The organism is Marinobacter sp. (assembly GCF_040904845.1).
In the GTDB taxonomy this organism is placed as follows: domain Bacteria; phylum Pseudomonadota; class Gammaproteobacteria; order Pseudomonadales; family Oleiphilaceae; genus Marinobacter.
The window spans coordinates 29,748-43,309 of record NZ_JBBDSR010000065.1 but is presented as its reverse complement, the minus strand read 5'-3'; the positions used below and the strand labels follow the sequence as shown (position 1 = coordinate 43,309).

Sequence of the window (13,562 nt, the reverse complement as noted above, 5' to 3'; positions counted from 1 at the left end):
ATAAGTGTGTTCGAAAATATTCAGATTTCCAGTGAGAACTGGGCCCGGTTGTTTACCACCCGATAATCCGACAGCTCAACAGACTCGCCCTGAAACCGAATGGCTTCGACGGCGTCCACCGCCCCGATGACCACATTCAGCGGAACCTGCCCGGAAACATCTACGCGGTCGCCATCCTGCTGTAGCGAGCTTACCAGCCGGGCACCGCTTGAATCTGTCACCTCAACCCAACAATCCCTCAGAAACGAAATCTCAAGCCGGGCGGTGTCGGGCACATCGCCCGTTGTGGAGCTTTCCGTCAGCGCCGGATCGGTGGAACTCGTCACCTCCGGGAAACGGGATTCATCGACCTCACCGGATTCAACCGCACCCTCATCGTCAGAGGCTGGCGGAACGTCATCGGGGAGCGCTACATCTACTCTGGAAATCTCATTCTCGGGCTCAACGGATGCTTCGGGTTCTGGTTCTGGTTCTGGTTGCATTTCTGCACCCGATTCAGTGGCCGGCACCTGCTCAGTCTCGGTCGACGACGCTGACTCACTGAGCTCTGCGCCCTGGGAAGCCGATTCACTATCGGCTTCCGGTGCTCTGTCGTTCAGAACATAAAGCACCACCCCTGCAGCGATCGCAATGGCCACCAGAAAACCAAGAATGCGGGCCGTCTTACGTTTCTGGCGTTTGCGCCGTTCGATGTCTACCAGGGGATTTGCTTCCAGAGCCTCCGCTTTTTTCAGCCGCAGCGGCTCCAGTTCCTGATCCAGGGTCGCGACAACGGCATCGGCGTCTAATCCGACGTGTTTCGCATAAGCTCTGACATACCCTTTCAGAAACAGTTCGCTGTCTACCTGCTGATAATCCCCATTTTCGATCGCCTGAATGATCACCGGCCGGAGATGTTGGGCGTCCGCAATGTCGGATAGACTCAACCCTTTACGCTCTCTTTCCCGTCGCAGCAGGCTTCCGGCGGACTCACCGTGTATCTGCTGACCGCTTTCTTCATTACTCATTAGAAATCAGCACCCTGTATTGTTGGTATTCAACTGAGTCCGGAAAATTATTCTTCAACTGCAGTGCAAGACTGGACTCCCGGTCCCATTCATCAAAATAGCGGGCTATGCGAATTCCGGTAAACAGGCTCTCCGGGGAGTGCCGGTAATTGGAATTCTGCTGCATCAACGATGAAAGACGCGAATAGTGCCGGGACGCGGCACTCAAATCCCCGGCTTCCACCAGAACACGCGACAACGCCAGCAGCGACTTCGCGTCACCCCGGGACAATTCCACGGCACGCCGGTAAGCATTGGCAGCAGCCTCATCGTTATCCAGTCGCTCTTCGGTCATGCCGAGGTTGAAAAACACAGAGGCCCGATCTGAATAATTGGTGTCACCGGACGCCTCTTTAAACTGCTTTTGGGCATCTCCGAATCGGCGTTCGCCATACAGATAGGCACCGTAATACACCCTGCCCCGGGTGTAATCGCCATCGCTTGAAATGGCTTTGCGGAAGGTTTTGTCAGCGAGCTCATCTTCGCCGTCAGAACTGTAGAGAAGCGCCATCGCCGACAGCGCAGCGGCGTCGTCTGGTGCCAGTTCGAGTGCACGGTCCAGGTGGAGGCGGGCCCGATCCAGGTTGCCCTGGCTAATGTAGGCGGTACCGAGCTGAACGTAATTCTTAACGGCTTTGTCCCGATCCTCTTCTTTCGCAAACCGGCTGTCCGAGACAGTGACACAGCCCGCGGCAAGCATCATGACCAGTACTACGGTAACCACTGCACGGATGGTGTTCACTGGATTGCCTGCCACGGATTGCTAACCTCGCTTGATCGGATTATCGAATTCAGGTTCCGGTCAGGGATTAACCTGCTGAACCGCAATGTATCGTTGACTGCGTTTTGTGCGGTCGTCGACCCGACCGACCAACTGCCCACACGCAGCGTCAATGTCGTCACCGCGGGTTGTCCGCACCGTCGCGATGTAGCCTGCTTCGTTCAGAATTTTCTGAAAACGACGGGTAGCGGGCATCTTGGGCCTGCGGAAGTCGCTTTCCGGAAACGGGTTAAAAGGAATAAGATTGATCTTGCACGGCAGGCCCCGGAGCACAATCGCAAGCTCCCGGGCGTGCTCGGGCTGGTCATTCACGCCTTCAATCACCGTATACTCGATCGTTGCTTTCCGTTTGTCGGGAAGCCGGGCCAGATACCGCTTGGTCGCCGCCAGTAATTCCACAATCGGATACTTTTTATTTAATGGTACCAATTGGTTACGGAGTTCATCATTGGGGGCATGGAGCGAAATGGCCAGTGAAACATCGGTAACCTCGCCGAGACGATCAATAGCCGGTACAACACCGGACGTGCTCACCGTTACCCGACGCTTGGAGATACCATACGCAAGGTCCTCCATCATCAGGTTCATGGCATCAACCACGTTGTCGAAGTTCAGCAGTGGCTCCCCCATGCCCATCATGACGACGTTGGTAATGGGGCGATCAGGACCGGGCTCGAACGGCATAAATGCCTTACGGGCCACCCACACCTGCCCGATGATCTCCGCAGCGGTCAGGTTGCGGTTAAAACCGCGCTTGCCGGTCGAGCAGAACGTGCAATCCAGGCTGCAACCAATCTGCGAGGAAACGCACAGTGTGCCGCGCTCGCCGTCCGGGATGAGCACGGTTTCAACACTGTTGCCGTTGTCCATGCGCATGACCCACTTGCGGGTGCCGTCTTTGGACTTTTCGTCGTACACCACTTCCGGGCCACGAATTTCGGCGACCTCTTTGAGCTTTTCCCGCAGGGCTTTACTCATATTGGTCATTTGATCGAAGTCATCAGCACCTCGCTGGTGAATCCACTGCATCACCTGCGTAGCGCGAAAACGCTTCTCTCCCAGGGTTTCAAAGAAAGCCTCCATTTTGGCTTTCGGCATCCCCAGCAGGTTGGTTTTCTCAGCGTCCGCTGTCATTTCATAACCTCGATCAGATAACCAATCCGGGGCGGGCAGATGCCTGCCCCGGCAGCACAATCAACCGCGTGGGCAGATTTCGCTGTCATTGAAAAAATACGCAATCTCGCGCTCAGCCGAAGCGGCAGAGTCAGAACCGTGTACCGCATTTGCGTCGATGGAAGACGCAAAATCAGCGCGGATAGTGCCGGCGTCGGCTTCTTTTGGGTTGGTAGCACCCATCAGGTCACGATTTTTCAGAATCGCGCCTTCGCCTTCCAGGGCCTGGACCACAACCGGGCCAGACGTCATGAACGCCACCAGGTCGTTAAAGAAAGGGCGCTCTTTGTGCTCAGCGTAGAAGCCTTCAGCCTGCTCTTGGGTCAGGTGCATCATCTTCGCGGCGACAATGTTAAGGCCAGCCTTTTCGAAACGCGTGTAGATTTCGCCAATGACGTTCTTGGCGACCGCGTCAGGCTTGATGATCGAGAGCGTGCGCTCGTTTGCCATGATATTTCTCCAGTATGGTTCAGGTTGAAAAATTCAGGGTTGGGATTATACGCAGTCCAGAGGCTACTGCCTACCGCACCGATCTGAGACGCCCAACAACTTCAATGATTTGTGCGACTGCAAAATCGACTTCTTCGGGCGTAGTGAAACGCCCCATGGAGAAACGCAGCGCCCGATGCGCCTGCTCGTCATCTAGCCCGATGCCGCGCAGTACAAATGACGGCTCAACGGTCGCAGAAGAGCAGGCGGAGCCCGAAGACACCGCCAGTTGCCGCAACCCGAGCATCAGCGATTCCGCATCAACGCCGCTAAATGAGAGATTCACGATGCCAGGCACCCGATAATCCGCGCTGCCGTTAAGGGACACCCCCTGGAGCTCAGACAGACCCTCGAGGAAGCGGGCCCGCAGGCTTTCAAGGGTTTCCATTTCCTGCTCGAGCCGCGTTTCCGCCAGGGCAAAGGCCGAACCCATGCCGACAATCTGGTGGGTTGGCAAGGTGCCGGACCGCATGCCTCGCTCGTGCCCGCCACCATGAATCTGAGCGCTTATACGGACATCCGGTGACCGGCGCACATACAGCGCCCCCATGCCTTTTGGCCCATACACCTTGTGAGCCGACAGCGACAACAGATCGACCGGCATAGCGGTTACATTGACCGGAAGTTTGCCGGCCGCCTGGGCGGCGTCAACATGAAACAGCACACCCCGATCTCTCAGCAGGGTGCCGATGGGCGCAATATCTGTGACACAGCCCAGTTCGTTATTCACCATCATCAGGCTGACCAGTACGGTGTTCTCGCGAAGCGCTGACTCAACCTGACCGGCGGTAATCCTTCCGTCTGCCTGGGGTGTGAGCCAGGTCACATCAACGCCCTGCCCCTCCAGCCATTTGCAGGTATCCAGTACCGCTTTGTGCTCAACAATCGATGTCACCACATGAGCCGTGGTGGTGCCGGACACGACCCCCTTTATGGCAAGGTTATCGGCTTCGGTGGCACCGGAGGTCCAGACAATTTCCCTGGGGTCGGCATGAATGAGCCCGGCGACTTGCCTGCGGGCATTTTCAACAGCCGCCTCCGCCTGCCAGCCATAGGCATGGGTGCGTGACGCCGGGTTTCCAAACACACTATCGATAGTGAGGTATTTGGCCATTTCATCAGCAACGGCCGGATCAACGGGCGTCGTCGCCGCGTAATCCATATAGACGGGCTTTTTCATAATGGTATCGAGATATACTGGGTTCAGGCCGGCGTCTGTTCCGTCAGGCGCTCGGTGTTGATCGTCTGGGAATCGGATTCCGACTGACGGCGGTCCTGACGGTCCGCCACGCTTTGGATTTCCCGCTTTTTCATCAAATCAGCCAGACTGATATCGCTGAGGAACTGGTGGATCTGGTCGCTCAGATCCGACCACAGGTGATGGGTCAGGCACTTCTCGCCATTCTGGCAATCACCCTTGTTTCCACACCGGGTCGTATCGAGAGACTCGTTGACCGCGTCCACCACCTCGGCGACATACACTGAAGCTGCATCACGGCTAAGCCGATACCCACCACCTGGCCCGCGGATGCTGGTCACAAGTTTGTGCCGGCGCAGGCGCGAAAACAGCTGCTCAAGGTAGGAGAGGGAAATTTCCTGGCGGGCTGAAATATCTGCAAGACTGACCGGCCCGTGATCCCCGTGAAGGGCCAGGTCCAGCATCGCCGTGACGGCATAGCGGCCTTTGGTGGTCAACTTCATAGTCTCAGCCCCAATGAGGGAATGAATCAGAGTTCACAGCGCCGAGTATGAATTGACCTACCAAAACAGTCAAGTATTCAGCTGTCCCTGGGCGGGTCGTCTCGGACACAGTCAAAATCCTCTTCGTCCAATGGTGGCAGAGCACCATTCTGGTACTCGCTGTTCACTTTGCGAAGAGCCTTGCACATGTTTTCAATGCGGTCATCCACCACATGCATGTGGTCCAGTAAACTGCGCATGGCGCGAGCAACCGGGTCAGGCATTTCTTCCGTCACGCCATAGGCATCAAACCCCATGCGCTCTTCCATTTCCTTGCGACGCTCTTCTTCGCCTTCAGCGGGCTTGCGTTTGGCGATAATCCGGCCTGGAATACCTACCACCGTGGCCCCGGCTGGCACCGCTTTGGTGACCACGGAATTCGACCCCACCTTGGCCCCCTCACCGACCTCGAATGGTCCAAGGATTTTTGCCCCGGCACCCACCACAACCCCATTGCCAATGGTGGGGTGTCGCTTGCCTTTATTCCAGCTGGTACCACCCAGTGTTACACCCTGGTAGAGCGTCACGTCGTCACCAATAATGGTGGTTTCGCCGATCACTACGCCCATGCCGTGGTCAATGAAAAACCGCCGCCCTATGGTCGCACCCGGGTGGATTTCGATACCGGTCAACCAGCGCCCGAGCGTAGAAAGGGTTCGCGCCAGCCACTTCAGGCCGAGGTTCCACAGCCAGTGTGAAAACCGGTGAAGCAACAGCGCATGCAGCCCCGGGTAGTTGGTCAACACTTCAAACGTGTTCCTGGCAGCCGGGTCCCGGTGGAATACACTGGCTACGTCTTCCTTCAATCGCTCAAACATGATCGTCTTCCTGCCCACTCACGGAGTCGTCGGTTACCGCCGCTGGCTTAACCGTCGCGTTTGCTCCGGAGGATTTCTGCACCGCTGTGAGAATGCCTCTGAGTATGTTGATTTCCATCTGATCCAGCTTGGCCCGCTGAAAAAGCCGGCGGAGGCGGGTCATCAATTGCCTTGGATTTCCCCGTCGGTGGAAATCGATATCCACCAGTACCTGTTCAAGGTGCCCGAAAAATCCCTCGACGTCATTGACTGGCGCGGGCGGCACGTCCCAGCCACCATCGCCGGGTGCCGTCATAGCTTTTAGATATGGGCTACCCTCGCCACCTTCAAGTCCCCGCAAATAGTGCATGCGCAATTCGTAGGTCACGACCTGCACGGCCATCGCCAGGTTCAGCGAACTGTAATCCGGGTTTGAAGGTATGTGAATGTGAAAGTGGCAACGCTGAAGTTCGTCGTTGCTCAAACCGTGGTTCTCCCGGCCAAAAACCAGAGCAACCGGCCCCGCAGAAGTATGTTCTGAAGCTTTGGCGGCGGCATCTGGCGGCGCAATTACCGGCCAGGGTACCTTGCGGCCGCGGGCACTGGTACCCATCACCAGCACACACTCAGACAGCGCTTCATCAAGGGATGAGACCACGCGGGCGTTATCCAGCACATCGGATGCGCCGGTTGATCGTGCGTATGAGGTTTCATCCGGAAACGAGGCGGGATTGACCAGCCACAGGTTAGCCAGCCCCATGTTCTTCATGGCGCGGGCGACAGCGCCGATGTTGCCCGAATGGGACGTTTCCACCAGTACGATGCGGATCTGATCACCGAATGCGTCTGAGCCTTCCTGGGGAAGTGCCGATTTGTGCATGGAACTTTGTCTCTGTGATGGGTTTCAAGCCGGCAATGATAGCAGACATTGCACCGGGACTGCCCTCCGAACATCCCGAAACCCGGCACTATTCGTGACATTGCTAAGGCAAAAATCGTACAAATAAACCTATCTTTTGCTATGATACGCGTCCTTCACACACCCGGATAATGAACACTCAGATGCAACCAGCAATTAAAATGGCCCTGCGCGTTGCGCGTCAGGGGTCCGATTATCTGAAAGCACATTTCGAGCGCCAGGAGCCAGCGGGCAAAGACGACGCCGACCGGCGCAGCCAACTGGAGCGTGTCGAAACATCGATTTACGGCAACTTCACTGAACAGCTCGAGAAAGCCTACAAGGACCACACCATCGCGCCGATGGGTGAATCCGACGCTGCCGGCAACGACAGGAGCTGGCACATCTTCCCGCTGCTGGGCCGTGAAAACTTTCTCCGTGGCCTACCGGACTTTGCCCTGGCCCTGGTTCAGAAAAAGAACAACCGGGTGGAAAACCTGCTGCTGATCAACCCGATCACCGGCGAAGAGTTTTCGGCCAGTCGGGGGCATGGGGCCGCCCTGAACAGCCGGCGCATCCGGGCCAGTGAGATTAAGCATAGCCAACAGGCCGCCCTGTCGACCAACCTTCTGGATCAGGCCCGAAAGGGAGACGACCCGCTGGTATGGGGCGAGATGGCGTCCGTCCTCGCGAAGGACTCAGGCATGTTCCGCACATCCGGGTGCATAGCGCTGGATATCGCCCGGGTTGCCGCCGGCTACCTTGACGCGGCCATCGTTTTCCGCCCGGAAGCGGCAGACCTGGACATCGGCGTGACCCTCGCGATGGAGTCCGGTGCACTGACCGGTGACTTCTCCGGCAACCCCGCCACGGGCCAGGCCAGGCAGCTAGTGGTAGCCAATCCGAAGCTGTTCCGGGAAGTATTAAAAATACTGCACCCGTTTCGCGGTCGTCTGCCGCGCTGACAGCGCTCGCGCCCCGGCCACTCACAAAAAAGCCGCACCCATGACGGGTGCGGCTTTTTTGTGCGCGTTGAATTGGCTGCCGGGTGTTACATCCGGTTCAGCCATTCCGGTGCCTGCTCTTCCTCTTCTTCCTCACCGACGGCCCCTTCCTTGGCGGGCACCATCAGGTCCTCGCGGCTAACGCCGAGCACCATCAGCATATTGGCTGACACGTAGATGGATGAGTAGGTACCAACAACCACACCGATCATCAGGGCAAGGGCAAAGTTGTTGATCGCCTCACCACCGAAGAAATAGAGCGCCAGCAGCACAACCAACGTGGTACCGGATGTGTTAATGGTACGGCTGATGGTCTGATGAATGGACTCATTGATGATATACCAGGAATCGCCTTCCCTGAGCTTGCGGAAATTTTCCCGAATACGGTCCGCAACCACAATGGTGTCATTCAATGAATAGCCGATCACCGCGAGCAACGCTGCGAGTACCGACAGATCGAATGTCCACTGAAAGAGCGCGAATACGCCGAGGACAATCACCACGTCGTGAGCCAACGGAAGCACGGACGCAACACCGAACTTATACTGAAAACGCATGCCGACATAGATCAGCACCACCGCCAGGGCAATAAGCAGGCCCAGCCCGCTGTCTTCCTTGAGCTCATCGCCCACCTGGGAGCCTACGTATGCAGAACTGACCAGTTCCAGCTCAGCACCATTCTCGGTTAGGGTGCCCGTCACTTCTCTGGCCAGCTCGTCGTTTCCAGACTCCCTCATACGCACCAGGATCGTGGTGTCGGAACCAAAGTTCTGCACCACGAAGTTGTCATACCCAGCGGCATTCAAGGTGTCGCGCACCTCACTCAGCACTGGTGCTTCCTGATATTCCAGCTCCACGGACGTGCCGCCGGTGAAGTCCATGCCCAGATTCAGACCACGAGTGGCCAGCAGGGCAATAGAAACAATGATCAGGGCAATGGAGAATACCGAAGCAATCTTCCGTATTCCCATAAAATCAATAGGCTGCTTCTGTGTATCAGACATTAGCCAGCTTCCCTCCGATCGACAGCTTCTTGATCTTACGACCGCCGTATACAAAATTCACGATGCTACGACTGACCATCAGGCCGGAGAACATCGAGGTGAGAATACCCAGGCACAAGGTAATCGCAAAACCCTTGACCGGGCCCGAGCCCATGGCAAACAGGATAATCGCCACCAATAGCGTGGTGATATTGGCATCAACAATTGACACAAACGCTCTTGAGTAGCCAGCATTAATGGCTGATTGGGGCGGAACCCCAGTCTTCAGTTCTTCCCGTATTCGCTCGAAGATCAATACGTTGGCGTCTACCGCCATACCAACAGTCAATACAATACCGGCAATGCCCGGCAAAGTAAGCGTGGCTGACAGGATCGACATGCAGGCAATCAGCATCATCAGGTTCAGCGTCAGTGCCACGTTGGCAATCATGCCGAAACCACGGTAATAGAGCGCCATGTAAATCAGTACGAGCACAAAGCCCAGACCAACCGACATCATACCTGCATCAATGTTCTTCTGACCCAGGCTTGGCCCTATCGTGCGTTCCTGCACGAAATACATCGGTGCTGCCAGAGACCCGGCGCGAAGTAACAGCGCCAGTTCCGACGCTTCCGGGATCGAATCCAGACCCGTTATACGGAAGCTGCTGCCCAACGCGGACTGAATGGTCGCCAGACTGATAATGCCTTTTTCGACCACCCGCTCTTCAACGGTCTCGACCTTACCATCAACCACCTTTTGCTCGGTCTCGGTCTTGTACTCGATAAACAGGACCGCCATACGACGCTGAATGGCGTTACGGGTAGCCCGGTTCATCAAGTCACCACCGACGGAATCCATGGTGATATTCACCTGCGGCTGGCCGTTTTCGTCAAACGCCTGCTGCGCATTGGACACATTTTCGCCGGTCACGATGGTGTCTCGTTCAAGCCGTGCTGTGCGGTTCTGTTGATCACGGAAACCGAAGGATTCCGTCTCAGAGCTTGGCGCGTCTTGCCTCGCTTCCAGACGAAACTCAAGGTTTGCCGTGGCACCCAGCACCCGCTTGGCCTGGGCGGTATCCTGCACACCCGGCAATTCGACAATAATGCGATCCCCACCCTGGCGCTGAACCAGCGGCTCGGCAACACCCAGTTCATTGACACGGTTGCGGATGGTGGTCAGGTTCTGCTCAATGGCATAGTCCTGGATGCTTTTGACTTCCCCTTCGGCTAACGACAACACGATTTTCAGCTCATCGCCATCAGTCTGTTCGTCCATCAGGAACTGATTGTACTGATCACGGATGAGGCCGAATGCCTCGCTGCGGGACCCGTCATCGCGGAAGCTCAAAACGATTTCCCGCCCATTCAGATCACCGCCGCGGTAGCGGATGCGCTCTTCCCTTAATTCGCGCTTGATCTGGCCTGAAAGCGCCTCAAGGCGCTGTTCAACCGCGGTTTCCATATCCACTTCCAACAGGAAATGAACGCCACCGCGAAGGTCCAGGCCCAGTTTCATCGGACCGGCACCTAAACTGCGCAGCCAGTCTGGCGTGGAAGCCGCCATGTTAAGCGCCACCAGATAATCATCGCCCAGCGCTTCCTGGACAACTGGCCGTGCCTTGAGCTGGTCATCGCCGTCAAGCACCCGGATCAATCCGTTTCGGTCCTGCAGATCACTGCCCTTGATGTCGATACCTTCCGATTCCAGGGCATCGATTGCGCGATCGAGCATGCGCTGGTTTACCTCGGTGCTGCTTCTGGCACCGGTGATCTGAACCGCGTGGTCATCGGGAAACAGATTGGGTAATGCATAGATAAACCCGATCACCAGTGCAATCAGGATGATCAGGTTTTTCCAGAGCGGGTACTTGTTAAGCATGGGTTCCCTTTATAGCCGGCACCGGGGCCGGCTCTGAAATGTCAGCTTGGCAAATTCAGTCTGGCGAAAGGCCGGTTCAGATGTCTTTCAGGGTGCCTTTGGGCAGCGCAGAGGCTACGGCCACTTTCTGAACCTTGATCTCTACATTGTCCGCAACTTCGACCACGATGAAGTCATCGGTTACTTTGGTAATGCGACCGGCAACACCACCGGATGTCACTACTTCATCACCTTTCTCCAGACCCGACATCAGCGATTTATGCTCTTTTGCACGCTTGGACTGCGGGCGCCAGATCAGGAAGTAGAAAATCAGGATGAAACCGGCGAAGAAGATCACCTGTCCCATAACGCCCATGCCTCCAGCGGCACCCCCGTCTTGCGCCATCGCCAGTGAAGGCAGAGTGGCAATAAATGCAGCAATAAGCAGCTTGATTGAGTTCATTCAATATCTCCGTGGTTTCAGATAACTGTTACAGTCGTTGAGTTGATCGTTTTGTCTTGCCCGAGCCGGATTACCCGCCCGCCAATGGCGGCACAGACTCACCCCGACGGGCGTAGAAGTCGCTGATAAAGTCCGACAATGTACCTGCTTCAATGGCACCACGCAATCCGGCCATCAGGTTCTGATAATACCTGAGGTTGTGAATGGTGTTCAGTTGGGAACCCAGCATTTCTCCACATTTATCCAGATGATGGAGATAACTCCTCGAAAAGTTCTGACAGGTATAGCAGTCACAGGTGTTATCCAGCGGACCGGTGTCGTGTCGGTTCTTTGCGTTACGGATTTTCACGATCCCGGTGGCGGTAAACAGGTACCCATTGCGAGCGTTCCGGGTTGGCATGACGCAATCAAACATGTCCACGCCGCGGCGCACACCTTCCACCAGATCTTCCGGCCGGCCCACGCCCATCAGATAGCGGGGTTTGTCCTCGGGCATTCTGGGCGGCAAATGGTCCAGAATGCGAATCATGTCTTCTTTCGGCTCCCCGACCGATAGCCCGCCAATCGCGTAACCGTCAAAACCGATATCGGTCAGCCCCTCAAGGGACTGATCACGCAGGGATTCGTACATACCGCCCTGCACGATACCGAACAGGGCGGCGGGGTTACCAGCATGGGCTTCCTTGCTTCGTTTCGCCCAACGCAGTGAAAGCTCCATGGATTCTTTCGCCTGCTTCTCCGTGGCGGGATAAGGCGTGCATTCGTCAAAGATCATGACCACATCGGACCCCAGGTCCCGCTGAACCTGAATCGCAATCTCGGGGTTCAGTTTTACCGGCGAACCGTCTATCGGGGAGCGGAAAGTCACGCCTTCTTCTGTAATCTTGCGCATTTCCCCAAGACTGAACACCTGGAACCCGCCGGAATCGGTCAGTATCGGGCCCTGCCACTGCGTGAAATCGTGCAGGTCGCCGTGAGATTTGATCACTTCGGTTCCCGGGCGGAGCATCAGGTGAAAGGTGTTGCCGAGAATAATTTCCGCACCGATCTCATGGATATCACGGGGCAGCATGCCTTTCACCGTGCCGTAAGTGCCGACTGGCATAAACGCAGGCGTTTCAACCGTTCCACGGGGAAACGTGAGACGCCCCCGGCGCGCACGCCCGTCCTCACCCAGCTTTTCAAACGTCATAAAACAGGATTCACTCACGATGTCTCTCCACTGTGCTGATGGGCATCCCCGTTGTGCGCTATGTTATGCGCCATAAGAGTACCGAGGCTTGGCTCCTGGCCCGCAATAAACATGGCATCGCCATAGCTGAAGAACCGGTACTTTTCCCGTACCGCCTCCGCGTATGCCGCCATCACATTGTTATAACCGGCAAACGCACTGACCAGCATAATCAGCGTGGATTCAGGCAGATGAAAATTGGTCACCATCGCGTCGACGGTCTGGAACCGGTAGCCCGGATAGATAAAGATATCTGTCTCGCCCCGGAACGCTCTCAGTACGCCCCCCCGGCTGGCCGATTCCAGCGAACGAACCGAGGTTGTGCCCACCGCCACCACACGACCGCCCCGGGCCCGTGTTCGATTTACCGCCTCAACGGTGGCTTCGGGTACGTGAGCCACTTCACTGTGCATGACGTGGTTCTCTATGCGGTCAACCCGCACGGGCTGAAACGTGCCAGCGCCCACGTGCAACGTCACCCACGCCACATCGATACCGTCAGACTGCAGGCGTTCCAGCAACGCCTCATCAAAATGCAGACCCGCCGTCGGTGCGGCGACTGCGCCTGCTTCGCGGGCGTAAACCGTCTGATACCGCTCCCGGTCAGAGCTTTCGTCGGGTCGGTCGACATAGGGCGGCAACGGCATGTGGCCAATGCGGTCCAGCAGATCCAGAACATCTTCACCGCTGTCGCACTCCAGGTGGAATAGCGCGTCTTCGCGGCCGGTCATTCTCAGCGTGGTGCCGTCCTCAAGGATGACGTTCTGACCGGGCTTGAGCGCCTTGGAAGCACGAACGTGGGCAACGACTTCCCGCTCGCCCAGTACCCGCTCAACCAGAATCTCGACCTGACCACCGGATTCCTTGCGCCCAAACAGTCGCGCCGGAATAACCCGGGTATCGTTGAAGACCAGCAGGTCGCCGGGCTGGAGCAGATCAGGCAGATCGGTGAACCGCAGGTGGCTGACATTCCCGGACAGGCCGTTCAGGCTCAATAAACGGGACGCGCTGCGTTCTTTGAGGGGGTACCGGGCGATGAGTTCATCCGGCAGATCAAAGTGAAAATCGGAGACATTCATTGAATGGACTGTTC

At 56.7% G+C, this 13,562-nt stretch carries 14 protein-coding genes; 1 reads left to right on the top strand and 13 read right to left on the bottom strand.

All coding sequences use genetic code 11. The annotated features are described in order from the left end of the window. Positions 1-20 precede the first annotated feature (20 nt). The 8 genes from WD429_RS08160 to trmJ all read right to left on the bottom strand — a co-directional run bounded on the left by WD429_RS08160 (position 21) and on the right by trmJ (position 6,906). A complete protein-coding gene (locus tag WD429_RS08160) occupies positions 21-1,007 on the bottom strand; it encodes a RodZ domain-containing protein (RefSeq protein ID WP_368421682.1) in 987 nt (328 codons plus the stop codon). Continuing rightward, entirely contained in the window at positions 1,000-1,749 is a 750-nt protein-coding gene (gene pilW / locus WD429_RS08155; protein WP_368421740.1) for a type IV pilus biogenesis/stability protein PilW, read from the bottom strand. The genes WD429_RS08160 and pilW overlap by 8 nt, the downstream gene beginning before the upstream one ends. A gap of 99 nt (positions 1,750-1,848) precedes the next feature. Next, complete coding sequence (gene rlmN / locus WD429_RS08150; RefSeq protein ID WP_368421681.1) at positions 1,849-2,961, bottom strand: 23S rRNA (adenine(2503)-C(2))-methyltransferase RlmN; 1,113 nt, start codon at positions 2,959-2,961, stop codon at positions 1,849-1,851. Positions 2,962-3,021: 60 nt separating this feature from the next. After that, entirely contained in the window at positions 3,022-3,450 is a 429-nt protein-coding gene (gene ndk / locus WD429_RS08145; protein ID WP_368421680.1) for a nucleoside-diphosphate kinase, read from the bottom strand. A 70-nt stretch (positions 3,451-3,520) separates the two neighbouring features. After that, on the bottom strand, positions 3,521-4,669 hold the full coding sequence (locus WD429_RS08140; protein WP_368421679.1) for an IscS subfamily cysteine desulfurase: 1,149 nt from the start codon (positions 4,667-4,669) through the stop codon (positions 3,521-3,523). A 23-nt stretch (positions 4,670-4,692) separates the two neighbouring features. Then, positions 4,693-5,190: a Fe-S cluster assembly transcriptional regulator IscR gene (gene iscR, locus WD429_RS08135; RefSeq protein ID WP_368421678.1), complete on the bottom strand. Its 498-nt coding sequence runs from the start codon at positions 5,188-5,190 to the stop codon at positions 4,693-4,695. 77 nt (positions 5,191-5,267) lie between these two features. Continuing rightward, a complete protein-coding gene (gene cysE / locus WD429_RS08130) occupies positions 5,268-6,047 on the bottom strand; it encodes a serine O-acetyltransferase (RefSeq protein WP_368421677.1) in 780 nt (259 codons plus the stop codon). After that, the gene (trmJ, locus tag WD429_RS08125) at positions 6,040-6,906 is read right to left on the bottom strand and encodes a tRNA (cytosine(32)/uridine(32)-2'-O)-methyltransferase TrmJ (protein ID WP_368421676.1); all 867 of its coding nucleotides are present in this window, start codon (positions 6,904-6,906) and stop codon (positions 6,040-6,042) included. Before trmJ ends, cysE begins: the two co-directional genes overlap by 8 nt. A 182-nt stretch (positions 6,907-7,088) precedes the next feature. On the opposite strand from trmJ, the gene WD429_RS08120 reads away from it, so the two are divergent. Continuing rightward, a complete protein-coding gene (locus WD429_RS08120; RefSeq protein ID WP_368421675.1) occupies positions 7,089-7,889 on the top strand; it encodes an inositol monophosphatase in 801 nt (266 codons plus the stop codon). A gap of 86 nt (positions 7,890-7,975) precedes the next feature. Here the strand turns inward: WD429_RS08120 and secF are convergent, their stop codons facing one another. The 5 genes from secF to queA form a co-directional block, all read right to left on the bottom strand. Beyond that, positions 7,976-8,932: a protein translocase subunit SecF gene (secF, locus tag WD429_RS08115; protein ID WP_368421674.1), complete on the bottom strand. Its 957-nt coding sequence runs from the start codon at positions 8,930-8,932 to the stop codon at positions 7,976-7,978. Beyond that, the gene (gene secD / locus WD429_RS08110; protein WP_368421673.1) at positions 8,925-10,796 is read right to left on the bottom strand and encodes a protein translocase subunit SecD; all 1,872 of its coding nucleotides are present in this window, start codon (positions 10,794-10,796) and stop codon (positions 8,925-8,927) included. The genes secF and secD overlap by 8 nt, the downstream gene beginning before the upstream one ends. 76 nt (positions 10,797-10,872) lie before the next feature. Beyond that, a complete protein-coding gene (gene yajC / locus WD429_RS08105; protein ID WP_368421672.1) occupies positions 10,873-11,238 on the bottom strand; it encodes a preprotein translocase subunit YajC in 366 nt (121 codons plus the stop codon). Between the two features lie 70 nt (positions 11,239-11,308). After that, positions 11,309-12,430: a tRNA guanosine(34) transglycosylase Tgt gene (gene tgt / locus WD429_RS08100; protein WP_368421739.1), complete on the bottom strand. Its 1,122-nt coding sequence runs from the start codon at positions 12,428-12,430 to the stop codon at positions 11,309-11,311. 14 nt (positions 12,431-12,444) lie between these two features. Beyond that, on the bottom strand, positions 12,445-13,548 hold the full coding sequence (queA, locus tag WD429_RS08095) for a tRNA preQ1(34) S-adenosylmethionine ribosyltransferase-isomerase QueA (protein WP_368421671.1): 1,104 nt from the start codon (positions 13,546-13,548) through the stop codon (positions 12,445-12,447). Between the last annotated feature and the right edge of the window lie 14 nt (positions 13,549-13,562).

Coding starts and splice junctions, on each gene's coding strand:
- WD429_RS08160 (WP_368421682.1), bottom strand. CDS start 1,007: ATGAGTAATGAAGAAAGCGGTCAGCAGATACACGGTGAGTCCGCCGGA.
- pilW (WP_368421740.1), bottom strand. CDS start 1,749: ATGATGCTTGCCGCGGGCTGTGTCACTGTCTCGGACAGCCGGTTTGCG.
- rlmN (WP_368421681.1), bottom strand. CDS start 2,961: ATGACAGCGGACGCTGAGAAAACCAACCTGCTGGGGATGCCGAAAGCC.
- ndk (WP_368421680.1), bottom strand. CDS start 3,450: ATGGCAAACGAGCGCACGCTCTCGATCATCAAGCCTGACGCGGTCGCC.
- WD429_RS08140 (WP_368421679.1), bottom strand. CDS start 4,669: ATGAAAAAGCCCGTCTATATGGATTACGCGGCGACGACGCCCGTTGAT.
- iscR (WP_368421678.1), bottom strand. CDS start 5,190: ATGAAGTTGACCACCAAAGGCCGCTATGCCGTCACGGCGATGCTGGAC.
- cysE (WP_368421677.1), bottom strand. CDS start 6,047: ATGTTTGAGCGATTGAAGGAAGACGTAGCCAGTGTATTCCACCGGGAC.
- trmJ (WP_368421676.1), bottom strand. CDS start 6,906: ATGCACAAATCGGCACTTCCCCAGGAAGGCTCAGACGCATTCGGTGAT.
- WD429_RS08120 (WP_368421675.1), top strand. CDS start 7,089: ATGCAACCAGCAATTAAAATGGCCCTGCGCGTTGCGCGTCAGGGGTCC.
- secF (WP_368421674.1), bottom strand. CDS start 8,932: ATGTCTGATACACAGAAGCAGCCTATTGATTTTATGGGAATACGGAAG.
- secD (WP_368421673.1), bottom strand. CDS start 10,796: ATGCTTAACAAGTACCCGCTCTGGAAAAACCTGATCATCCTGATTGCA.
- yajC (WP_368421672.1), bottom strand. CDS start 11,238: ATGAACTCAATCAAGCTGCTTATTGCTGCATTTATTGCCACTCTGCCT.
- tgt (WP_368421739.1), bottom strand. CDS start 12,430: ATGACGTTTGAAAAGCTGGGTGAGGACGGGCGTGCGCGCCGGGGGCGT.
- queA (WP_368421671.1), bottom strand. CDS start 13,548: ATGAATGTCTCCGATTTTCACTTTGATCTGCCGGATGAACTCATCGCC.